The following is a 21643-nucleotide window of genomic DNA, read 5'->3' as shown; positions in this document are numbered from 1 at the left end:
GCTGCTGGGGGAAGGGTGAGGCGCGCCGGCTGTCGGCGCGCCTCCTGCGTGTCAGGCGCCGGCTAGCGCTGGGCGCCGCCGCACTTGCCCGTGCGGACGTTGAAGTTGCCGCAGTTCATCGGTGCGCGATGGTCGGCGATGAGATCGCGCGAGCCTTCCAGATGCGGCGACCATTCCTGGGCCACCACGGTGCCGGGGGTCTGCCAGACGGTCGAGATCTGGCCGTTGTCCTGGATCTCGCCGATCAGCACCGGCTTGGTGATGTGGTGGTTCGGCATCATGGTCGAGTAGCCGCCCGTCAGGTTCGGCACGGCGATGCCGATCATGGCTTGGCGGACCTTGGTCGGATCGGTCGTGCCGGCGGCCTCGACGGCCTTCACCCACATGGCGAAGCCGATGACATGAGCCTCCATCGGATCGTTGGTGACGGCACGCTCGTTCTTCTTGAAGGCGCGCCAGCGGGCGATGAAGTCGCGGTTGGCCGGGTTGTCGACCGACTGGAAGTAGTTCCAGGCGGCGAGGTGGCCGACCAGCGGCTTGGTGTCGATGCCGGCGAGTTCTTCCTCGCCGACCGAGAAGGCAACGACCGGAATGTCGGTGGCCTTCACGCCCTGGTTACCGAGTTCCTTGTAGAAGGGAACGTTGGCGTCGCCGTTGACGGTGGAGACCACGGCCGTCTTAACGCCGGTCGAGCCGAAGCGCTTGATGGCGGCGACGCGCGTCTGCCAGTCCGCGTGGCCGAAAGGCGTGTAGTTGACCGAGATGTCCTCCGCCTTGATGCCCCTGGAGAGCAGATAGGCCTCGAGGATCTTGTTGGTGGTGCGCGGATAGACGTAGTCGGTGCCTTCCAGCACGAAGCGCTTCACGCCCTCTGCGAGGAGATAGTCGATGGCGGGAATGGCCTGCTGGTTCGGGGCGGCGCCGGTGTAGAAGATGTTCGGCGAGGATTCCTCGCCCTCGTACTGCACGGGATAGAACAGGATCGAATTCAGCTCCTCGAAGACCGGCAGGACCGACTTGCGCGACACCGAGGTCCAGCAGCCGAAGGTCACGGCGACCTTGTGCTGGGCGATCAGTTCGCGGGCCTTCTCGGCGAAGAGCGGCCAGTTCGATGCCGGGTCGACCACGACGGGCTCCAGCTTCTTGCCGAGCAGGCCGCCGCGCTTGTTCTGCTCCTCGATGAGCATGAGCATCACGTCCTTCAGCGTCGTCTCGCTGATGGCCATGGTCCCGGAGAGCGAATGCAGGATGCCGACCTTGATCGTCTCCTGCGCCTGTGCTGGCGCGGCCAGAACACCGGCTGCCATAGCGGCGCCGGCGAACAGGCCGAGCACTTTTGATTTGAGGTTCAACATGGAGGGTTCCCGTTACTGGTGTTCGCCTCGGACCTCGGCAGCCAGACCATTGCCCGATGGCCGCTCTCGCTTCGCAACGCGCGTGCCAGCACCGAAATTTTCTCGCAATCCTTTGAGTCCGTTCTTGAATCATCCTTTGTCCTGCCCCAACGGCAGGATAGATCGCCTTTTGCCCATCAGACCCGCCATGCAATACGCCCAGAAAAGAGGCAGATGGCGTCGCCCAAAAAAGCGGCAATGGATGTCAGGTGCGAGGAGAGGAAGCCAAGCCTTTGCTAAGGGTCCGCCGCTACCATCATGGCGGGGCGCAGTGCCCCGGCCCTGAACGGACCGACGCTATGGAGACGCCCGCCATCGCCGCCGCCGGACGACCCGCCGCCGCGCCCCCGGCCTCGGAGCGCGCACGGCTCCTCGACATCGACACGGCCAAGGGCATCGGCATCGTCCTCGTCGTTGTCGGCCATGTCGTCTCGCAGCAGGCGCCGGTGGGCCATGACTGGTACCAGCACCTGAAGACGGCCATCTATCTCTTCCACATGCCGTTCTTCATGTATCTGAGCGGCTATGTGCTGGGCTATGCCGGCTTCGACAGGCGCGAAGGCGCGGGCCGCTTCATCGCCCGCAGGGTGGACCGGTTGCTGGTTCCCTTCTTCGCCTTCGGCCTGATCATCATCGCCGGCAAGATGGTGTTTTCGCAGATCGTCCACGTCGACAACACGCAGGAGAGCCTCGGCGCCTACCTCGACGGCCTCTTCGTGCATACAATGCGGAGCCCCGCCACCTCGGTCTGGTATCTCTACGCGGCCTTCGTCTATTCGCTGCTCTTCCGCTTCGTGGTCGTGCCGCTTCCGCGCCTGCTGCCGATTCTCATCGCTGTCGGCCTGGTGCTGACGCAGGTGCAGGTGGAGAGCCTTTTCTATGCCGACCGGGTTCTGCGGCACGCCGCCTTCTTCTTCATCGGCGTCTGGGTCGGCCAGCGGCGCGAGGTGATGGGCGAGATGCTGGACCGCTTCGGCTGGCTGATCGTCGTGGCCTTCGCCGCGCTGCTCATCGCCGCGCAATGGCTCGCCGATCCGCTGACGGGCCTCGCCGTGGCGCTGGCCTCGATCCCGGCCCTGCACTTTGCCGCCACGAAGCTCGCCGAGGCCAATGACCCGGTTTTCCTGTTCTTCGGCCGCTACACCATGGCGATCTATCTTTTCAACACGATCTGCATCGGGCTGGTGAAGGGCTTCGGCTTTCTCGTGGTGAAATGGGACGGCAATGCCTTCTACGTCTATTTCATCGTCCTGACGCTCGCCGGCCTGTTCCTGCCGGTGCTGATCCGTCTCGTGGTCGAGCGCATCGCCCCGCCGCTCGCCCGCTACATCAAATAGCTGCGTGGAGGGGCCGGGACGGCCGCGGCAGGGCTTGGCATTGAGCCTTCGTTAACCATGATCGCGTCACCTGCCAGGATGGCACGGACGCGGAGGGCGACATGAGCACGGGTCAGGCCGCCATCGATCCGGCGCCGGAGCGGCGAAGCTGGCGCGAGGCGGCTTCGGTCTATTTCCGGCGCGATGTGCTCGTGGTGCTGTTCCTCGGCTTCTCGGCCGGCCTGCCGCTGGCGCTGTCCGGCTCGACGCTGCTGGTCTGGATGGCCGAGAGTTCGGTGAACCTCTCCACCATCGGCCTCTTCGCGCTGGTGGGAACCCCCTACACGATCAAGTTCCTCTGGGCGCCGGTTGTCGACGCGCTCGACATCCCCATCCTGTGCCGCCTGTTCGGACGCCGCCGCGGCTGGCTGATCTTCAGCCAGATTATGCTAATGGCGGCCATCGTCTTCCTTGGCTTCCAGAACCCCGACGTCTCGCCCTTCATGATCGCGCTGGGCGCGGTGCTGGTGGCGCTCGCCTCGGCGACGCAGGACATCGTCATCGATACCTACCGGGTCGAAAAGCTGGACGTGTCGGAACAGGCGGCCGGCGTTGGCGCCTATGTCGCCGCCTACCGCATAGGCATGCTGGTCTCCACCGCCGGGGCGCTCTTCATTGTCTCCTTCTTCGAGAAGGTCCAGGGCTTCGACAAGGCGACCGCCTGGACCCTTGGCTATGTGGTGATGGCGGGCTTCGTCGCCGTCGGCATGGTGACGACGCTGGTGGCGCGCGAGCCGGCCCGCTCGGCGGAGGCGGCGAAAGTCCTCGCCGGGGAGAACCAACTGGCGCGGGTGTGGAAAGCGGCTCTCGGCGCCTTCTCGGAATTTCTGACGCGGGACGCGGCCATCGCCATCCTCGCCTTCGTCATCCTGTTCAAGCTCTGCGACGCCTTCGTCGGCGCCATGACGGGGCCCTTTGTCATCCGCGGCATGGGCTACACCCGGGAGGAGTATGCGGCGATCGTGAAAGGCCTCGGCCTTGCAGCGACGCTGGCCGGCGGCTTCGCCGGCGGCTTCGTGGCGCGCGGCCTCGACCTTCGCACCAGCATGTGGCTCGCCGCCCTTCTCCAGATGGGCTCGAACCTCGTCTTCGCCCTGCAGGCGGTGATGCCCGCGAGCTACGGTATGCTCGCCTTCGTCATCGTCGCGGAGAACTTCACCGGCGCCATCGGCACGGTGATCTTCGTCGCCTACCTGTCGGCGCTGTGCCAGTCGCCCCTGCACACGGCGACGCAATATGCGCTGCTCTCGGCGCTCTCGGCGGTAGGGCGCACCTACATCTCGGCACCGGCCGGCTTCGTCGCCGCGCAGACCGGCTGGTTCTGGTTCTTCGTCCTGTCCTGCCTCACCGCCATCCCCAGCCTGATCCTCCTATGGTGGCTGCAAAGCCGCGGGCATTTCGAGGCGCTGGCGCGTCCGAGGGGCAAGCTCTCGGCCGATGACTGATGCTGCCACCCGCCTTCCGGTCCTCGGGCGATTTCCTGGCCGACCGGCGCTACGACTACGCCATCGCAGCCAGGGCGGACGGAGATCTGGCCGCGGCTGCCGATCTTCTGACGCAGGCACTGGAAATAGCGCCGCGATGGGCGGCGGGCTGGTTCGCGCTCGGCGAGACGGAGCAGGCGCGCGGCGCGACGGAGGCTGCGGCTGCGGCCTTCCGGCAAGCCGTCGCCTGCGACCCCGGCGATGCGATGGGGGCCGGGTTGAAACTGGCGCGACTCGGTGTGGGCGCTGCAGGTTCCGCCATGTCGACCGGCTATGTCACGGCCCTCTACGATGACTATGCGCCGCGTTTCGAGCGTTCGTTGCGGGACGGACTGACCTATCGGGGACCTGAGATGCTGCGCGATGCCGTGACGCGCGCCTGCATCGCTTCCGGCCGCGACCTGCATTTCGACCGCATGCTCGATCTCGGCTGCGGCACCGGCCTGGCTGGCGAGGTTTTCGCACCGTTGGCCGGCCAGATCGACGGCGTCGACCTGTCGACGCGCATGGTAGAGCAGGCCCGCCGCAAGGGGGTCTATCGCACCCTGTCCGTCGGCGAGCTCAGCTTTTTCGTCGCCGGCCGGGAGAATGGCTCGGCGGATCTCGTGATGGCGGCCGACGTCTTCATCTACTGCGCCGATCTCGCGCCGATCATGGGTGACATCGGCCGCGTCCTCTCGTCCTCGGGCTTGAGTGCCTTCACCGTCGAGACCCACGTCGGGGAGGGCGTGATCCTCGGCCCGGCGCTGCGCTATGCCCATGCGGAGGCGACAGTGCGCGCGGCGCTGGCGGCGGGTGGTCTGGCGCCGATCGTCTTCGAGCCCGCAGCGATCCGAAGCGAGGCCGGGCGGCCGGTTCCCGGCTGGGCCGTCGTCGCAGCGAAAGGATGAATCGTTGACCGCGGTGGCAATGCCCGTCACAGCCTAGCGCCCATGAACTATCGCCACGCCTTCCACGCCGGAAATCCGGCCGACGTCATCAAGCATGCGGTGCTCGCCTTCATTCTCGCGCACATGACGCAGAAGGAGACTCCGCTGCGCGTCGTCGACACCCATGCCGGCATCGGCCGCTATGATCTCACCTCCGATCCGGCCGAGCGAACCGGCGAATGGGTGGAGGGCATCGGCCGCCTGTGGGGCAAGGACCTGCCCGAACCGCTCGCCGCCTTTCTCGATCCCTATCTTGACGTGGTGGCGCGGCTCAATCCAAACGGGCGGCTTACCCACTATCCCGGCAGTCCCGAAATCGCGCGGCTGATGACCCGCCCCATCGACGGGCTGACCTTCTGCGAGTTGCATCCGGAGGATTTCCGGACCCTTGCGGCCCTCTATGCACCGGAGAAGCGCGCCAAGGTCATCGAGATCGACGGCTGGCTGGCGCCCAAGGCCTTCCTGCCGCCGAAGGAGAAGCGCGGTCTCGTGCTGATCGATCCGCCCTTCGAGCGGCGCGGCGACTACGATCGCCTGGCGGAGGCGCTGGCGAGCGGCGTGCGGCGGTTTGCGACGGGGGTCTTCGTGCTCTGGTATCCGGTCAAGGACCCCGTGGAGGTGAAGCGGTTCCACCGGATGATCGCCGAACTCGCGATTCCGAAATGCCTCACCATCGAGGCGACCTGGCGCGTCGTGGACGGGCAGCGCCTGTCGGGAGCCGGTCTGGTGACCGTCAATGCCCCCTACCCGCTCGCGCCCCATATCCGCGCGGCCGGTCAGTTGTTGTGGAACGCCCTGAACGTTCCCGCGGGCCGGCTTCTTCTGTCCGGCGACGCGTCCTGATCCCGGCCCTTACGGGTCGGTGCGCAGGTCCATCTGCTTCGCGGTGTCGACGACGAAGAGCGCGAGTGCCGCGCCGACGCCAAGGCCGATGAGGATGATGGCCAGGTCTGCAATGCCGATGTCGATCATCATGACATACCCCTGAAGGCTCGGGTGACGGTCGTCATCCGCGGCACCGGCCGTCGGGGATCAGTGGGCGGCTAACGACTGGGGTATGGTTCCGTGATTTGTGCGTCGCAGCAATACTGCTTTCGTTGTGCTGCATTGCAACAACAGAATGACTCTACGGAAGTCCTCAGCGCTGCCGGCCGTCGCCCCCGGCGGCCAATGCCCGGAGCGCCACTGTGAAATTTGGATGCAAGAGATTAACGGAGAGTTCAGCTTTCAGCTTTTTATTGCTCACCCTTTTGCATTCGCCATAGAAACTGCGGCCCATGGGCGAGAGGCCGCTCTCCTCGAAGGGGATGTCGGGCGGCACGGGCAGGCCGAGCAACTCGGCGGCATAGGCGACGACGTCCTGCGGTGGCGAGGGTTCATCGTCCGTCACGTTGAGGATGCCGTCGTAGCGATGCGCAAAGCAGGCGAGCACGGCCTGCGCAATATCGTCGACATGGATGCGGTTGAAGACCTGCCCCGGCTTGATGATGCGCCGCGCGGTGCCACGGGCCATGTTGACCAGCGCGTTCTGGCCGGGACCGTAGATGCCCGAGAGGCGCAGGATGGCGACCGGCACGCCATGCGCTCGCCCGAAGACCTGCCAGGCGCGCTCCGCCGCGAGCCTCTCGACGCTGCGCGGACTGACCGGCTTCGGCTCTGTCGTCTCGTCGACCCATCCGCCGCCATGGTCGCCATAGACGCCGACGGTCGAGAGATAGACCACGGTTTTCGGCGGATGGCCGGCGAGCGCATCGACACAGGCGGTCAGCGCGGGATCGCCATTCTCGCCCGGCGGCGCAGAGACGAGGATGTCATCGGTATCCGCGATGGCCTCGGCGAGCGGCGGCAATGCATACGAACCGTCAAAAGGGATCACGCTCACAGCCTGCCCCTCGACCAGGGAGGCGCTCAGCATCGCCGCGCGCTCCGCCGATCGGACGGTGGCGATGATGCGAGAGTAGCGGGCGCCCGCGGCGCGCACGACCGCGCGCGAGGAATAGCCGAGGCCGACAATGAGGAGATGGGCCATGGAAAGCTCGTTGATCTCGCGGGCGGGCGCCGGTCGGGGCTTGCCGCCGTGCGGCGGCTGTGGTCGCTGACAATCCCGGAAATCGCCGAAGGCTGCCAGTCCCCATGATCCTCGACCGCGCCGCCTTCATCACCGCGAACACGCGGCTCATGGCCGTCCCGCACGCGCCGGAGATCGTCCTGCATCTCGCCGACGAAGCGACGGCCCTGTGGCAGAAGACCGAGGAGGAACTGGGCGAGATTGGCCTGCCGCCGCCTTTCTGGGCGTTTGCCTGGGCAGGCGGGCAGGCGCTCGCCCGCTACGTGCTCGACCATCCCGAGATGGTGCAGGGGCGGTGCGTCCTCGATGTGGCGACGGGATCGGGGCTCGTCGCCATCGCCGCTGCCAAGGCGGGCGCCGCCCAGGTGACGGCGGTGGACATCGACGCCTTCTGCGAGGCTGCCGTCGGCCTCAATGCCGCGGCGAACGGCGTGGTGGTGGCTGCCGAGACGCGGGACCCGACCGGCGGGGACGACGGCTGGGACGTGATCCTGGCCGGGGACATCTGCTACGAGAAGTCCATGACGGAGGCGATGATCGCCTGGCTCGGTCCGATTGCCGCCTCGGGCCGCAGCGTGCTCATCGGCGACCCCGGCCGCACCTATCTGCCCCGGGACCGCCTCGTCCGGCTGGCCGAATACGAGGTGCCGGTGACGCGGGAGCTAGAGGACCTCGAGATCAAGCGAACCGGCGTCTGGCGGATGCGCTGACACTTAGCCGACTGCTCGCAAATGTTTGATCATTCCACGAAAATTGCGGGGATGCGCCATAGTGTCGCCGCTTCCATCTGTAGTCTGTCCAGCGTCAACCAGGGAGGCCACGATGAAGCTGACAGCGGAAGTTCGCCCGAGCGCTTTCGAAGCCCGTCCCTTCAAGGTGGTGTTCCGGCGCGCCGATCAGGTCCTCGCGGAATGGCCGGTTGCCTCCGTCAAGGCCGGTGAGGAGCGCATCGCCGAAACGCTCGGGGCCATGGCCTGCGCCACGGCCGCGAAGGGCACACCCTGCCACATCGCGTGAGGCTGCGGTCCGGAAGCAACTGAAACACCGTGCCGTGCCGGGGATCGCCGGCACGAAACGGCAGCGGGCGAGAGAGGGGGCTGACACGCTCCCTTTCCCAAGAGATCCGCCATGCGCTTTGCCCCGTCCCGCTCGCTCTCGTCCTCCCAGCTCTCCCGCCGCAGCATCGCGCTCGCCTTTGCGGGGCTCCCCTTCGTGGCGCTTCCATCGGCGCGCGCGGTCGGCGCCCCCGCGATCGGCGCGGATCTGGCGCGGGCGCGCGCCAAGGTCGGTGCCTATGCCGACCTGCTCGCGCTCGCCGGGCAGATGCGGACGATGTGGCAGCGCTACTCGCGCCTCGTGAATCCGGAGCGCGGTCCCACCGGACAGGAGACCAGCATCAACGGGCTGCATGCTCCGCGCGATCTGACGCGGGAACTGGCGGCGGCTCAGGCCGAGGCGGGGCGTGCACCCGTGCTCGCCGAATGCGATCCGGCGATGGAGACCGTCATCCGCCTGCATGGCGACATGGCTCGGCTGGTGACGGAGGCGGCCGCCTACTACGCCTCCGGCCAGCACAAGCAGGATGGAGGCGAGAAGGCGCGCGACTTCCACGCGCGCCTGCGCAAGGCCGTGCCGGCATTTATCGCCGCCTGCCAGGACGCCACCGCGAAGCTCGAACCCGTACGGGAAGTGGTGGAACTCGCCGAACTGGCCGCCTTCGAGCGCAGCGCGGGTCGTGACGGGCGCTGGCACGTCCGGCGCGCGACGGTCGAGGCCCGCAAGGTCATGACCGTGTTCCCACGCGCCGGCGGGGTCATCGATCTCGGCCGGCTGGATGCGGCGCTCGCGGCCTACGAGCCCATCGTCGTCGAGACGGAGGCCTTCGGCGCGGCCCGCCCGCAGGCGATGATCGGGTTCGAGCGTTCGGCGCGCAACTACCTCACCGCCATGCGGCAGGCCCGCGCCCGCATCGCGGCCTTTCCGGCCGAGCCGAAGCGCTGGGCGCCGGAGATCGCCGACGTCGATGTGCCGTTCCAGGGGCTGCTGACCTTCGCCGACGCTGTATTGCGCAACATGGGCTGACGCCCCTGCGGAACCATTGACGCCCGGGCCCGCCCGGTGACAGACAGGAGCATGCCGCAGAGCGATGTCGTGAGAGCGTGAAGCTGATGACCACCGGCGCTGGCGATCCGGTCGCTCCCACAGGCCTTTCCGCACGTCTCGCGTCGATCTGGCACGACAACGTCGCCCGTCCGGTGCGGGCGATCCGGCAGGCCTACTGGCCGCTGCTGATGGTCTATTTCGCCTATGGCGCGCTCGGCATCATCGACGTCGCGCGCGACATGTGGGTGAAGGAGAGCCTCAGCCTGTCACCGGCGGAGCTTGCCGGGATCGGCGTGTGGCTGAGCCTGCCCTGGACCATCAAGATGGTCTTCGGCCAACTGGTCGACTCCGTGCCGCTCTTCGGCTCGCAGCGTCGCGTCTATGTGCTGGTGGGCGCAGGTCTGGTGGCGCTTGGCCTTGTCACGCTTGCCGGGTCTGCCGGCGGCTGGCTGGCCGCCCTGCGTCCTGACCAGGCCTTCGTGCTCGGGGCGCTCCTCATCGTTCTCGGTGCGGTGATCCAGGACGTCGTCGCAGACGCCATGTCGTCGGAGGTCGTCGACCGCGTCGATGCAGCGGGCAATCCACGGCCTGATGCCGAGATCCGCGCCGACCTCGGCATGGTGCAGTTGCTCGGGCGTCTCGCGCTCGGCATCGGCATCCTGTCGGTGGCAGGACTGTCGGGGTGGCTCGCCAAGCACCTCACCCGCGAGCAGGTCTTCCTCTGCGGCCTCGTCATTCCGCTCATCTCCATCACCGGCGTGATGCTCGCACGGACGGAAAAGGCCGAGCGCCGTCCTCTCGACTGGCGCATTCTCGGCGGCGGCATCGCATTCGGCAGCTTTGTCGTCGCGGTGGCGCTCGGCGGTGTTCCCTATGCCCAGGAGATCGTCTTCGTCGGGTCGATGGCCGTCGTCCTGACCATGCTCCACCTCGTCACCCGCGACATCGATCCCAAGACGCGCAGCTCCATCATCTTCGCCTCGATCATCATCTTCGCCTTCCGGGCGACGCCCGGCGTCGGCGACGGCTATTTCTGGTGGTCGCTCGACGTCCTGAAGTTCGACGAGGCCTTCTATGGCATCCTGCGCCAGACCGGCGCGGTCATCGCCATCGCCGCCATGTGGCTGTTCTCCAAGCAGCTCACGGAATATTCGGTCACGGCTGTGCTGTTCTGGATCGCGGTCGCCGGCACCATCCTGTCGCTGCCGAACATCGGCCTGTTCTACGGGCTCGCGGACTGGACGCAGGCGACCTTCGGCTTCGGCGCCCGCACCATCGCCGTGGTGGATGCGGCGACGTCGTCTCCCTTCGCGCAGCTGTCGATGATCCCGCTTCTGACACTCATCGCCTATTACGCGCCGGAGGGACGGCGGGCGACGTGGTTCGCGCTGATGGCCTCGCTGATGAACCTCGCGCTCGTCGCCGGCCAGCTTCAAACCAAGTACCTCAATCACATCTTCACGATCGGCCGCGGCAATTACGGCGAACTCGGTGGTCTTCTGATCACCGCGACGGTCATCGGTTTCGTCGTGCCCGTCGCGGTGATCCTGATGTTCCGCAAGCGCGTGTGAGGCGTCACTTCACCCGGCGGTAGTCGGCCCGCATGAAGACGTGCCAGCTGCCGTCGGGCTGGCGGACCTGCGAGCGGAACTCGTAGAGATCGTCGTTCTTCACCTCGACGATATCCTGGTAGGTGGCTGTCGTGCCGTCGCCGCTGAACGAAGGGCCGTCGGCCTGCAGGGTGAGGGTGCGGCCGGCCTCGTCGAGGGTGCCGTCATAGACCCACAGGTTCGGCATCATCGAACCCACCCAGGTGCCGACATAGCGGCCCCTGGCCGGGTCGAAGCCGATGGTCAGCAGCATGCGTGCCTCGCCGCCGCCGGGCATCTGGCCGCGCCCGTCACCGACGATCCAGAAGCCGCCGAGGGAGGTGAAGGTCTGCCGGCCCTTGAGTTTCTCCGGCGGCTGGTCGGGAACGGAGCACTCATGCTCATACTCCCAGGTGCCGATGAAGCGGTTCAGCCAGGCGTGTTCCTTCTGCGGTTCTCCGAACATGTAGGCACTCCTTGTCTTGGTCTTGGGGGGAGAGAGGGGCTAAAGCGTCAGGCTTCTGCCTGCCGCTTCAGGGTGGCAAGGCCCGTCTCGAAATCCGGCCCCACCATGCGCTCGATGCTGAAGACGAGGCCCATCAGCTTGCCGATGAAGGGCTGGGGGCCGGACATGGCCCAGGTGACGCGCGTGCCGGGACCTTCCGGCGTCAGCGTGAACTCGGCGAGGTTGTGTGCCTCGAAGGGGCGCAGGAAGTCCAGCTTGATGACCACCCGTGCCGGGCTGGATTCGAGGATCTCCATCCGGCCGGCGCCGATGTCCTTGTTGCCGTCCCACGCATAGGCGGCGCCGACGCCGGACTCCGCGCCGGACAGCGTGCGGGCCATGCCGGGATCCTTGTTCTCCCACGGCGACCAGTTCGGCCAGCGCCGGAAGTCGTTGATCATCGGATGAATGCGGTCGGCCGGGGCGGCAATCAGGATCGATCGCTCGAGCCGGAAGGCGTCCGGCCGCGTTGCGGCGAAGCCGAGGATGCCGGCCACGACGACGAGAATGGCGACAAGGGCATAGGTCATCACGGTCCTCCGGCGCATGTCCGTTCAGCCTTTGGCGGGCGGGGTGTGGGCGAAGCTCCAGGAATGACCGAAAGGGTCGACGATCTGGGCGTAGCGGTCGCCCCAGAAGGCGTCGTGCGGGGCCATCACCGTCGTGGCGCCGGCCTTCATGGCGCGGTCGTACCAGGCGTCGCAGTCGTCCACCGTCAGGTGCATCGTCACCGAGATGCCGCCGGTGCGGGGCGGGGCGCCGAAGGTCGCGCCGGGGAAGCACATCTCCGGAAAGTCGTCGTGCAGGAAGATCTGGCCGCCGTTGATCATCAGCGCCGCATGCATCAGCCGCTTGCCGTCCTGGGCCGGCATGCGGGCCATTTCCTGCGCATCGAAGGCGGCGACGTAGAAGGCGATGGCCTCGGCGCCGCCGACGACGTTGAGATGGGGTGTGATGGGGTGAGGGGTCATGATGCTTGGCCTTCATCGGGGGGTGAAGTGAGGGACGCCGTTTCGTCTGCGGCGGTGCGCTCGAGATAGTCAGCGAGGCGGTCGAGCTTGGCCTCCCACATGACGCGGTAGCGCTCCAGCCATTCCGAGGCTTCCCGCATCGGAGCAGCCTCAAGCTTGCAGGGGCGCCACTGCGCCTCGCGGCTGCGGCTGATGAGCCCGGCCTGCTCGAGAACCTTCAGGTGCTTCGAGACGGCGGGAAGGCTCATGGCGAAGGGCGCCGCCAGTTCCGTGACCGAGGCCTCGCCCTCGGCGAGGCGCGTGAGGATGGCGCGGCGCGTCGGGTCGGCGAGGGCGGAGAGCGTGACGCTCAGCGGATCGGGCGGCATGAGTTGAACCAGTCATTTAATTAACTTATGGGTTAAGTAATGGATCGCGCTGGCCGCGTCAACCGCTCTTCTCGGCGCCACGGGCTCGGGGCGGCAGGCTCGGCCGCCGCCCCATAGCTCTCGCGTCAGTGGCGGTAGTAGAGCCCCACCACGATGGCGATGGTGAACAGGATCAGCACCACGTTGCGATAGAGGCGGTCCCACTTGTCGTAGCGGGTGGGAGCAAGCTTCAGCACGTCGAACTCCTCGCGTTGAGGCGGCGGGGGGCTGCGGTCCTCGATCACCGTGGCTTGCGCCTCGATCTCGATGGGCGGACGGGCGGATGCCCGCGGAGTGGGAAAGGGTCTCGTGTCGGACATGGAACGTCTCGGATAGCGGCCCGGCTGCGCACAGGCGCTGGCGACGGGGCCTCCCATGCGGGAGCACCTCCGGTCGCGGCCGGGTGATGACGATGAAAGGGGTGGCGTCAGGCGGCGGAGAGGGCCGGCGGCGCGCGCGGCTCGGGCCGCACCGTGCGGCGGCCGTATGCCGGCGTTGCCGGAGGGACCGGTGCGGCCGCAGCCGGCGACAGGTCAGCGGCGAGGCGCGGGGCGCTGGGCCGCGCGGCGCTGTCGTCGCCGCCGGGACCGCCGCGATCGCGGTTGTCGGGAGCCTCGCGCCGCAGGATGCGGACCGTCTCGGGCTCTCGAAGAACGGCAGGCTCGCCGTGCTGGCGCTCCCAGCCGGCCTGGCGCAGCGGGTCATGGCCGGGGCGCGCCGAGGGCAGGGCCGCCGCCAGCGCTGCCAGAACCACGACGAAGGGCAGCAGCCGCCGCCATGCCCGGGGGAGGGCATCCGTCCAGGCGGCGGCAAAGCGGGGAACCTTCAGGGGCATCGGAGGGGGCGGATCATCCGGGCGGAAGCGGGTCAGCGACTTGTCCGTGGGGATTGGGGCGGAAATGGGGGTGCCTCGGCCCGGCCCTGATGCGCCGTTTTCCAATCGTCACGTTTTCGGCTATGGTGTCTCCTTGTGGCGCCCTGCGTGGCGCGAAGCAGAGAGGAATGGACCCCTGTCCACCACGACCCTGCCGGGGCCGGCCGCCAGCGCGCCGCCCACCGGGACTCCGACGGCAAGCCCCGCTTCCGCGGACGTCCTCAAACTCGTCCTCGACACGCTCGAGGACAACAAGGCCGAGGAAATCCAGGCCATCGACCTGACCGGCAAGACGTCCATTGCCGACACCATGGTGGTGTCGTCGGGGCGCTCGCACCGCCATGTCGGCGCGCTCGCGGATTACCTGCTCAGGGCGCTCAAGGAGGCCGGCGTGCGCGAGGTGCGCGTCGAGGGCCTGCCGGCCTGCGACTGGGTGCTGGTCGATGCCGGCGACGTCATCGTCCACGTCTTCCGGCCCGAGGTTCGCAGCTTCTACAATCTCGAGAAGATGTGGTCGGCGGCCCGCCCGGGCGATCGCCTCGCAGGCTGAGACTGATCGCCTCGCAGGCCTGACGGCATGACCGCGCCGGCGGCGCGCAGGAGCACGTCATGCGACTGATCCTCGTCGCCGTCGGGCGGACCAAGGCCGGTCCGGAGACGGAGCTTGCCGCACGCTACCAGGACCGCGCCGCCAAGGCCGGCAAGGGGCTTGGCTTCCGCTCGGTCGACACGGTCACCCTCGACGAGAGCCGCGCTGCCGACGCCATCGCCCGCAAGGGCGAGGAGGCGGCGGCCATCCGGCGCGTGCGGGCAGGGCGGCTGGTGCTGCTCGACGAGCGCGGCCGCAGCATGGGCAGCGCCGATTTCGCCGCCCTCCTCGGCGGCTGGAAGGATGCCGGCGAGGATGCGACGACTTTCGTCATCGGCGGGCCGGACGGGCTCGACCCGGCGCTCCGGACGGAGGCGGACCTCGTGCTCTCCTTCGGCGCCATGACCTGGCCGCACCAGCTCGTGCGGGTCATGGCCATGGAACAGCTCTACCGCGCCGTCACCATCCTCGCGGGCCATCCCTATCATCGGGCCTGAGGCTGCCGTGACGGGGAAGGTCAGACCCCGTGCGGATGCGCCAACAATCCGGGTGGGGACAAGGCGGGATGACCTCTGAATCGGCAGGCCGCCCCCTTAACCTGTCATCAAACCTTCACTAGAGTGTCACGCGTCCGTCGTCTGGCGGACCCAGAACGGCGCGGCCCTTGCCGCAAGCCGCACCGTCGCCGCAGGGCGCCTGTTGGGAGGTTCTTTCCGATGTTCAACCGTCGTTTTCTGCTCGCGGCCGCTGCCGGAGCGATGATGGCCGCGAGCCCCGCGGCCGCACAGGTCGAGATCCAGTGGTGGCATGCCATGACCGGCGCCAACAATGAGGTCGTCAACCGTCTGGCGCAGGACTTCAACGCCTCGCAAGCCGAGTTCCGGGTCGTCCCGACCTACAAGGGCTCCTATCCGGACACCATGAACGCCGGCATCGCCGCGTTCCGCGCCGGAAACGCGCCGCACATCCTGCAGGTCTTCGAGGTCGGCACCGCGACGATGATGGCCGCCCGCGGCGCCATCAAGCCGGTGTTCCAGATGATGGCCGAGTCGAACGAGCCCTTCGACCCCAAGGCCTATCTGCCGGCGGTCGCCGGCTACTACTCGACCTCGCGCGGGGAGATGCTGTCCTTCCCGTTCAACTCGTCGTCCTCCGTGATGTGGTACAACAAGGACGCCTTCCGCCGCGCCGGCCTCAATCCCGACCAGCCGCCGAAGACCTGGCCGGAAGTGTTCGAGGCCGCCAAGAAGCTGCGCGCCGCCGGCTTCGACAAGTGCGGGTTCTCCTCGGCCTGGATCACCTGGCTGAACCTTGAGCAGTTCTCGCTGTGGCATAACGTGCCGCTCGCCACCCGCGCCAACGGCATCGACGGCTTCGACACGGAGCTGAAGTTCAACTCGCCGCTGCATGTGCGCCATCTGCAGAATCTCATCGACCTGCAGCGCGACAACACCTTCTCCTATTCGGGTCGCACCAATACGGGCGAGGGCCGCTTCACCTCCGGCGAATGCCCGATCTTCCTGACGTCCTCGGGCTTCTACGGCAACGTCAAGGCCAATGCGAAGTTCGAGTGGGCCAATGCGCCCATGCCCTATTATCCGGATGCAGCCGGCGCGCCGCAGAACTCGACGCTCGGCGGCGCCTCGCTCTGGGTGATGGGTGGCAAGCCGGCGGCCGAGTATCGTGGCGTCGCCAAGTTCTTCGCCTTCCTGTCGGACACCACCCGCCAGGCCAAGCTGCACACCGATTCCGGCTATCTGCCGATCACACTGGCGGCTTACGAGCAGGTGAAGGCTTCGGGTTTCTACCGCGAAAACCCCTATCTGGAGACCCCGATCCTGCAGCTCACCAACAAGCCGCCGACCGAGAACTCCCGCGGTCTGCGTCTCGGCAACATGGTGCAGATGCGTGACGTCTGGGCCGAGGAGATCGAGGCCGCGCTGGCGGGCAAGAAGAGCGCCCAGGCGGCCCTCGACGCGGCCGTCACGCGCGGCAACGTCATGCTCCGCCAGTTCGAGCGGACCGTCTCGCGCTGACCTGACGCATCACACCAGGCGACCGGGGCGGATCATCTCCGTCCCGGCGCCGCCGGGAGACCCTGCATGGAAAAGCGCGTTGTCTTCGACGGCAAGCTGCTGCCCTACGCGCTTCTGATGCCGCAGCTGTTCATCACGATCGTGTTCTTCTACTGGCCGGCGGCGCAGGCCGTCTGGCAGTCCTTCTTCATCCAGGACGCCTTCGGCCTGACGATGCAGTTCGTCTGGTTCGAGAACTACAGCGTCCTCTTTGCCAATCCGGACTATTACCGCTCGATGCTGACGACGGCGGTGTTCTCCTCCCTGGTCGCCTTCTTCTCGCTGTCGATCTCCCTGATGCTCGCGGTGCAGGCCGACAAGCAGATCAAGGCGGCGGCGGTCTACAAGACCTTCCTGATGTGGCCCTATGCGGTCGCCCCGGCCATCGCCGGCGTCCTCTGGCTCTTCATGTTCCAGCCCTCGCTCGGCCTCGTCGCCCAGGCGATCCGGGCGCTCGGCTTCGACTGGAATCCGCAGCTCGACGGCAACCACGCCATGGCGCTGGTGGTCATGGCGGCGACCTGGAAGCAGATCAGCTACAATTTCCTGTTCTTCCTCGCGGGCCTGCAGTCGATCCCGAAGAGCGTCATCGAGGCGGCCGCCATCGACGGCGCGCGCCCCGCCCGCCGGTTCTGGACCATCATCTTCCCGCTGCTGTCGCCGACCACCTTCTTCCTGCTGGTGGTCAACATCGTCTACGTGTTCTTCGACACGTTCGGCATCATCGACTCGGTGACCGGCGGCGGTCCGGCCCAGGCGACGACGACGCTGGTCTACAAGGTGTTCTCCGACGGCCGCCTCGGCGGCGACCTCGGCGGTTCGGCCGCCCAATCTGTCATTCTCATGGTGCTCGTCATCGGGCTTACCGCCATCCAGTTCCGCTACATCGAGCGCAGGGTCCAGTACTGATGGTCGAGCGCAAGAGCTTCTTCTCGTTTCTGCCGCACCTGGTCCTGCTCGCGGGCATCTTCATCGTGGCCTTCCCGGTCTATGTGGCCTTCGTCGCCTCGACCTGGGATCCGGCCACCATCTCGAACGGGCAGATGCCGCTCAGGCCCGGGCCGCATTTCCTCGAGAACTACTACCAGACGATCTTCGTCGGCACGTCGAAGTCGTCGCGCGAGCCGGTCGGCATGATGATGCTGAACAGCCTCATCATGGCGCTGACCATCGCCATCGGGAAGATCTCCATCTCGATCATCTCGGCCTTCGCCATCGTCTATTTCCGCTTTCCTTTCCGCATGACGGCCTTCTGGGTGATCTTCGTCACGCTGATGCTGCCGGTCGAGGTGCGCATCTATCCGACCTACAAGATCGTCGCCGATCTCGGCCTGCTCGACAGCTATGTGGGGCTGACCGTGCCGCTGATCGCCTCGGCCACCGCGACGCTCCTCTTCCGGCAGTTCTTCATGACCGTGCCGGACGAACTGGTCGAGGCCTCGAAGATCGACGGTGCCAGCCCGATGCAGTTCTTCAAGGACACGCTGCTGCCGCTGTCGATCACCTCGATCGCGGCTCTCTTCGTCATCCAGTTCATCTACGGCTGGAACCAGTATCTCTGGCCGCTGCTGATCACCACGCGCGAGAGCATGCAGACCATCGTCATCGGCATCAAGAAGATGATCGTGACGCAGGATGCCCTGACCGAGTGGCAGATCGCGATGGCCACCGCCGTGCTCGCGATGCTGCCGCCGGTGCTGGTCGTCATCCTGATGCAGCGGCTCTTCGTCAAGGGCCTGGTCGAGACCGAGAAGTGAGGAATCCCGCATGAGCGAGGTCGTTCTCGACCAGATCCGCAAGGTCTATCCAGGCGGCGTGGAGGCCGTGCGCGGCGTCGACATCCATGTGCCGACTGGCGCCTTCTGCGTGCTCGTCGGCCCCTCCGGCTGCGGCAAGTCCACGCTGCTGCGCATGATTGCGGGGCTCGAGACCATCAGCGGCGGCGAGTGCCGGATCGGCGAGCGGCGGGTCAACGAACTGGAGCCGGCCGAGCGTGACATCGCCATGGTGTTCCAGAACTATGCGCTCTACCCGCACATGTCGGTCTACGACAACATGGCCTATGGCCTGAGGAACCGCGGCACGCCGAAGCCCGAGATCGACGACCGGGTGCGCGAGGCGGCCCGCATCCTGGAGATCACCGCCTTCCTCGACCGCAAGCCGCGCCAGCTGTCCGGCGGCCAGCGCCAGCGCGTCGCCATGGGCCGCGCCATCGTACGCAAGCCCAAGGTCTTCCTCTTCGACGAGCCGCTGTCCAACCTCGACGCCAAGCTGCGCATCCAGATGCGGGTCGAGATCAAGAAGCTGCAGCGGGCGCTCGGCGTCACCTCGGTCTATGTCACCCACGACCAGCTCGAGGCGATGACGCTGGCCGACGTGCTGGTGGTGATGAACAAGGGCCTCGTCGAGCAGGCCGGAGAGCCGCTCGACATCTATGAGAAGCCGGCCTCCACCTTTGTCGCCAGCTTCATTGGGGCGCCGCCGATGAACCTCATTCCCGTCGAGGCCGGCGCGAGCGGACCGTCGGCGGCCGGGCTGACTGGCGGAAGCGGCCTCGCCGTTCCGGCCGGCGGCGCGATCCTCGGCATCCGCCCCGAGCATCTGATGGTGGTGACCGGCCCGGTCCCCGGCGATTCAGTCGGCCTGACGTTCCCCGTCTCGGCGGTCGAGGCCGTCGGCGCCGAGACCTTCGTCTACGGCCCCGTTGGCGGCAGCGGTCAGGACATCATCGCGCGGCTCCCCGGCAAGGCGCTGCTGGCGCCTGGCACGCCGGTATCGGTGGCGGCCACGGCCGAACATCTGCACCTCTTCGACAAGGACTCGGGCAGGCGCATCGGGCCCTGAGCTTCGAGGCCGTCCCGGGGACCCGTCCACAGCCTCCGCGAGCCGGCTCTGCCGCCCATCCTTGCGGCGTGGCATGCCGATGGCCATATTCGGGAAGCGCCGGAGGTTTCCGGTGCGCTGGGTGCCTTCGGGGTCCGGCCGATGTCGCTCAGTCGAGGACTTCGCCCATGTCGCGCGTGCCGTCTCTCTCCTCGCCCTTCCTGCTGGGCTTCGACCAGCTCGAGCGGGTCCTGGACAGGGTCACCAAGGGGGCCGAGGGTTATCCGCCGTACAATATCGAGCGGATCGCCGCTTCGGCCAATGGTCCCGAACGTCTTCGCATCACGCTGGCCGTTGCGGGTTTCACCCGCGAACAGCTGGAGGTCACGGTCGAGGAGAACCAGCTCGTCATCCGCGGCCGTCAGCAGGACGACGCGGAGGGGCGTGATTTCATTCACCGCGGCATCGCCGCACGCCAGTTTCAGCGCGTCTTCGTGCTGGCCGACGGCATGGAGGTCATGGGAGCCGACCTGAAGAACGGGCTCCTCTCGGTCGATCTCGCCCGCCCGGAGCCTGAAAGGATCGTGCGGCGCATCGACATCGCGGCCCTGGATTGATCCCGGGGCCTTTGCAGCCTGCCTTTGAAGGAGGTTCGTTCCATGACTGCCCATTCCCCCGTCAGCCCGGAAGTCCTGGCCCAGATCGGCGTCGCCAAGGTTGCCTATGTGAAGCCGATGCGCTCCGACGACATCACGCGCATGTTCCCGCAGGCGCCCGCCCTGCCGCCCGGGCTGGATCTCTTCGCCCTCGTCTCCGCCGACGGCATTCCGATCATGGTCACGGACAGGCGCGAGGATGCTGTCGCCAATGCGTGGCAGAACGAGCTTGAGACGGTGAGCCTCCACTGACCGCGACGATGGCGGGCGGCGCGTGGCGCTGCCCGATCAGGCCGTGGCGGACGAGCTTTCCCGGATCTGCCAGAAGCGCAGGACACGCAGCGCGGTATTGGTGGTGAGCTTGCCGTAGCTCTCGCGAGTCTCATCGAGGGACGCCTGCGACGTCCCTGCGGTTCCGGGGCGCAGCACCAGGATCGCGCGCAGTGTCGGCCAGCCGAGGCCCGCGGCCCGCGCGAGGATCAGGATCGGGTCCGGACGATCGCCGAGGAAGAGCCGCTCGACCATTTCAACCGCCACACCGCAGAGCACCGACAGGGCGCAGACGGTTTCGTCGATCTTGCCCCCTTCGGCATAGGCGCGCAGTTGCGCCTCGTCGAGTTCGCCGCGGCTGTGCCGGACGATGATCGCCCGATGGATCGCCGTGTAGTCCTTGGCCTGGGCCGAGGCGCCGACCGCGATGCGATCCACGACCCCGGCCAGCGCACCGGAGAGCTGCGCCTTCTCGCGCGCAGTCGATGACGCCACAAGCCGCTTGCGGACGGTCTCCTTGGCAGTCGAGAGAATGACGCGGAACAGGTAGGGCGGGATGTCCTTGCGCATGCCGACGCATTCGGCCAGCAGGTCGTCGTTCCTCGATCGCTCGACCAGCGCGTCATAGCCCCGGGTCGAGAACCGCGCGCCGTCGTTGGAGGCCACCGAAAAGGCGACGTGCGCATTGCCGCGGTCGACAAGCACGTCGGTGACGGTTTCGCTGACGGACTTGCGCCCGGCGATCGCCAGCATGTGATCCTGGCTCTTGGTGCGGGCGATGGCGGCGAGCGTCTTGTCGTCGAGCTGCGACGACAGCAGCAGGATCGGCCGGGCGACGTCGATCTCGTCGTCCTGGGCGAGGGAGCGGATCACGGTCTTCGGCGCACTCATGACGGGCGCCAGGCGCTCCGACAGTTCCTGCCGGACAGCCTTTTCCATGGCGGTCGACAGACGGCCGATGACGTCGTCAAAGAGTTCGATCTGCGATTCCGTGTAGCGGTCGGCGTCGCGCAGGAAGAGGTCCGTCACGCGCCGCAACGTCTCGACACGACGGTCGCTGGTGCCGTGCGAGATAACGTCTTCCAGCTCTTCGATGATCGTCACCGAGGCCATTCCCGCTCAATTCCCGAATGCCATGCAAAACTCCACGTGTCGGGATGGTAAGCGTTCCCCATTAAGAAGAGGTTGCGTGATCGGCGAAGATACCCGGATGAAGTGCTGTGCCGGGGCGCCGGCAGCGCCGGAGCGCTCCTTGCGGAGGACTGCCGGACCCCGCTTGCCGAGGCCGGTGAAAATCCTGCGCGGCGCGCTTGATGCCCGAAAGGAAATGTGCCAAACACGCGCTCCTCGAACGGGCCTGCCGTTCGGGGCAAGGCGGCCCGTCAGGGGCGGCCACCCGGCGGATGATCCTGGATCCGCCACGTTCCCTCGGGAGCAGATGGGGCCATAGCTCAGCTGGGAGAGCGCTTGCATGGCATGCAAGAGGTCGGCGGTTCGATCCCGCCTGGCTCCACCAAACACCCGCTTCTA

The 21643-nt window shown here is 67.1% G+C and carries 26 protein-coding genes and 1 tRNA gene; 17 read left to right on the top strand and 10 right to left on the bottom strand.

Annotation, left to right across the window (positions count from 1 at the left end):
* Positions 1 to 62: 62 nt before the first annotated feature.
* Complete coding sequence (gene urtA, locus ACJ4V0_RS12065; protein ID WP_448300023.1) at positions 63 to 1307, bottom strand: urea ABC transporter substrate-binding protein; 1245 nt, start codon at positions 1305 to 1307, stop codon at positions 63 to 65.
* A gap of 386 nt (positions 1308 to 1693) precedes the next feature.
* Here urtA and ACJ4V0_RS12060 point away from each other — a divergent pair, with 386 nt between their 5' ends.
* From ACJ4V0_RS12060 to ACJ4V0_RS12045, 4 genes are all read left to right on the top strand, one after another.
* Complete coding sequence (locus tag ACJ4V0_RS12060) at positions 1694 to 2731, top strand: acyltransferase family protein (protein ID WP_448299824.1); 1038 nt, start codon at positions 1694 to 1696, stop codon at positions 2729 to 2731.
* A gap of 101 nt (positions 2732 to 2832) precedes the next feature.
* Positions 2833 to 4215, top strand: a complete 1383-nt coding sequence (locus ACJ4V0_RS12055) for an AmpG family muropeptide MFS transporter (RefSeq protein WP_448299823.1) — start codon at positions 2833 to 2835, stop codon at positions 4213 to 4215.
* The gene (locus ACJ4V0_RS12050; protein WP_448299822.1) at positions 4215 to 5144 is read left to right on the top strand and encodes a class I SAM-dependent DNA methyltransferase; all 930 of its coding nucleotides are present in this window, start codon (positions 4215 to 4217) and stop codon (positions 5142 to 5144) included. The genes ACJ4V0_RS12055 and ACJ4V0_RS12050 overlap by 1 nt, the downstream gene beginning before the upstream one ends.
* Before the next feature lie 42 nt (positions 5145 to 5186).
* Positions 5187 to 6026 carry a 23S rRNA (adenine(2030)-N(6))-methyltransferase RlmJ gene (locus ACJ4V0_RS12045; protein WP_448299821.1) on the top strand — a complete coding sequence of 280 codons (840 nt, stop codon included), beginning with the start codon at positions 5187 to 5189 and terminating at the stop codon, positions 6024 to 6026.
* A gap of 9 nt (positions 6027 to 6035) precedes the next feature.
* On the opposite strand, the gene ACJ4V0_RS12040 is transcribed toward ACJ4V0_RS12045, so the two are convergent.
* Positions 6036 to 6158, bottom strand: coding sequence for a hypothetical protein (locus ACJ4V0_RS12040; protein ID WP_448299820.1), 123 nt, complete (start codon positions 6156 to 6158; stop codon positions 6036 to 6038).
* Positions 6159 to 6321: 163 nt separating this feature from the next.
* Complete coding sequence (locus ACJ4V0_RS12035) at positions 6322 to 7212, bottom strand: SDR family oxidoreductase (RefSeq protein WP_448299819.1); 891 nt, start codon at positions 7210 to 7212, stop codon at positions 6322 to 6324.
* Positions 7213 to 7316: 104 nt separating this feature from the next.
* Between ACJ4V0_RS12035 and ACJ4V0_RS12030 the strand changes: the two genes are divergently transcribed.
* From ACJ4V0_RS12030 to ACJ4V0_RS12015, 4 genes are all read left to right on the top strand, one after another.
* A complete protein-coding gene (locus ACJ4V0_RS12030; protein ID WP_448299818.1) occupies positions 7317 to 7961 on the top strand; it encodes a class I SAM-dependent methyltransferase in 645 nt (214 codons plus the stop codon).
* 112 nt (positions 7962 to 8073) lie between these two features.
* Entirely contained in the window at positions 8074 to 8268 is a 195-nt protein-coding gene (locus tag ACJ4V0_RS12025; RefSeq protein WP_448299817.1) for a hypothetical protein, read from the top strand.
* 111 nt (positions 8269 to 8379) lie between these two features.
* Positions 8380 to 9333 carry a DUF3829 domain-containing protein gene (locus ACJ4V0_RS12020; RefSeq protein WP_448299816.1) on the top strand — a complete coding sequence of 318 codons (954 nt, stop codon included), beginning with the start codon at positions 8380 to 8382 and terminating at the stop codon, positions 9331 to 9333.
* An 86-nt stretch (positions 9334 to 9419) separates the two neighbouring features.
* Positions 9420 to 10925 carry an MFS transporter gene (locus tag ACJ4V0_RS12015; protein WP_448299815.1) on the top strand — a complete coding sequence of 502 codons (1506 nt, stop codon included), beginning with the start codon at positions 9420 to 9422 and terminating at the stop codon, positions 10923 to 10925.
* Between the two features lie 4 nt (positions 10926 to 10929).
* Here the strand turns inward: ACJ4V0_RS12015 and ACJ4V0_RS12010 are convergent, their stop codons facing one another.
* The 6 genes from ACJ4V0_RS12010 to ACJ4V0_RS11985 form a co-directional block, all read right to left on the bottom strand.
* Positions 10930 to 11409, bottom strand: coding sequence for a DUF1579 domain-containing protein (locus ACJ4V0_RS12010; protein ID WP_448299814.1), 480 nt, complete (start codon positions 11407 to 11409; stop codon positions 10930 to 10932).
* Between the two features lie 47 nt (positions 11410 to 11456).
* Positions 11457 to 11978 carry an SRPBCC family protein gene (locus tag ACJ4V0_RS12005; protein ID WP_448299813.1) on the bottom strand — a complete coding sequence of 174 codons (522 nt, stop codon included), beginning with the start codon at positions 11976 to 11978 and terminating at the stop codon, positions 11457 to 11459.
* A 24-nt stretch (positions 11979 to 12002) separates the two neighbouring features.
* The gene (locus ACJ4V0_RS12000; protein ID WP_448299812.1) at positions 12003 to 12419 is read right to left on the bottom strand and encodes a VOC family protein; all 417 of its coding nucleotides are present in this window, start codon (positions 12417 to 12419) and stop codon (positions 12003 to 12005) included.
* Positions 12416 to 12787, bottom strand: coding sequence for an ArsR/SmtB family transcription factor (locus ACJ4V0_RS11995; protein WP_448299811.1), 372 nt, complete (start codon positions 12785 to 12787; stop codon positions 12416 to 12418). Before ACJ4V0_RS11995 ends, ACJ4V0_RS12000 begins: the two co-directional genes overlap by 4 nt.
* Before the next feature lie 125 nt (positions 12788 to 12912).
* A complete protein-coding gene (locus ACJ4V0_RS11990) occupies positions 12913 to 13146 on the bottom strand; it encodes a hypothetical protein (protein ID WP_448299810.1) in 234 nt (77 codons plus the stop codon).
* A gap of 107 nt (positions 13147 to 13253) precedes the next feature.
* Positions 13254 to 13661: a hypothetical protein gene (locus tag ACJ4V0_RS11985; RefSeq protein WP_448299809.1), complete on the bottom strand. Its 408-nt coding sequence runs from the start codon at positions 13659 to 13661 to the stop codon at positions 13254 to 13256.
* Between the two features lie 190 nt (positions 13662 to 13851).
* On the opposite strand from ACJ4V0_RS11985, the gene rsfS reads away from it, so the two are divergent.
* The 8 genes from rsfS (at position 13852) to ACJ4V0_RS11945 (ending at position 20095) form a co-directional block, all read left to right on the top strand.
* Complete coding sequence (gene rsfS / locus ACJ4V0_RS11980; RefSeq protein ID WP_448300022.1) at positions 13852 to 14250, top strand: ribosome silencing factor; 399 nt, start codon at positions 13852 to 13854, stop codon at positions 14248 to 14250.
* A gap of 59 nt (positions 14251 to 14309) precedes the next feature.
* A complete protein-coding gene (gene rlmH, locus ACJ4V0_RS11975; RefSeq protein ID WP_448299808.1) occupies positions 14310 to 14786 on the top strand; it encodes a 23S rRNA (pseudouridine(1915)-N(3))-methyltransferase RlmH in 477 nt (158 codons plus the stop codon).
* A gap of 219 nt (positions 14787 to 15005) precedes the next feature.
* Complete coding sequence (gene ugpB / locus ACJ4V0_RS11970; protein ID WP_448299807.1) at positions 15006 to 16325, top strand: sn-glycerol-3-phosphate ABC transporter substrate-binding protein UgpB; 1320 nt, start codon at positions 15006 to 15008, stop codon at positions 16323 to 16325.
* Positions 16326 to 16391: 66 nt separating this feature from the next.
* Positions 16392 to 17273 carry a sn-glycerol-3-phosphate ABC transporter permease UgpA gene (ugpA, locus tag ACJ4V0_RS11965; protein WP_448299806.1) on the top strand — a complete coding sequence of 294 codons (882 nt, stop codon included), beginning with the start codon at positions 16392 to 16394 and terminating at the stop codon, positions 17271 to 17273.
* Positions 17273 to 18121 (top strand): sn-glycerol-3-phosphate ABC transporter permease UgpE, encoded by an 849-nt coding sequence (gene ugpE, locus ACJ4V0_RS11960; protein WP_448299805.1) that lies wholly within the window; start codon positions 17273 to 17275, stop codon positions 18119 to 18121. The genes ugpA and ugpE overlap by 1 nt, the downstream gene beginning before the upstream one ends.
* A gap of 10 nt (positions 18122 to 18131) precedes the next feature.
* A complete protein-coding gene (locus ACJ4V0_RS11955) occupies positions 18132 to 19208 on the top strand; it encodes a sn-glycerol-3-phosphate import ATP-binding protein UgpC (RefSeq protein ID WP_448299804.1) in 1077 nt (358 codons plus the stop codon).
* A gap of 167 nt (positions 19209 to 19375) precedes the next feature.
* On the top strand, positions 19376 to 19804 hold the full coding sequence (locus ACJ4V0_RS11950) for an Hsp20 family protein (RefSeq protein WP_448299803.1): 429 nt from the start codon (positions 19376 to 19378) through the stop codon (positions 19802 to 19804).
* A gap of 42 nt (positions 19805 to 19846) precedes the next feature.
* The gene (locus ACJ4V0_RS11945) at positions 19847 to 20095 is read left to right on the top strand and encodes a BQ00720 family protein (RefSeq protein WP_448299802.1); all 249 of its coding nucleotides are present in this window, start codon (positions 19847 to 19849) and stop codon (positions 20093 to 20095) included.
* 36 nt (positions 20096 to 20131) lie between these two features.
* Here ACJ4V0_RS11945 and ACJ4V0_RS11940 read toward each other — a convergent pair whose 3' ends face one another.
* Positions 20132 to 21217 (bottom strand): DUF2336 domain-containing protein, encoded by a 1086-nt coding sequence (locus tag ACJ4V0_RS11940; RefSeq protein ID WP_448299801.1) that lies wholly within the window; start codon positions 21215 to 21217, stop codon positions 20132 to 20134.
* A gap of 336 nt (positions 21218 to 21553) precedes the next feature.
* Here ACJ4V0_RS11940 and ACJ4V0_RS11935 point away from each other — a divergent pair.
* Positions 21554 to 21629: transfer RNA gene (locus tag ACJ4V0_RS11935), tRNA-Ala, on the top strand.
* The last annotated feature ends 14 nt before the right edge of the window (positions 21630 to 21643 follow it).

The organism is Phreatobacter aquiterrae (assembly GCF_053471285.1).
This window is presented reverse-complemented; position numbering and strand designations above follow the sequence as displayed.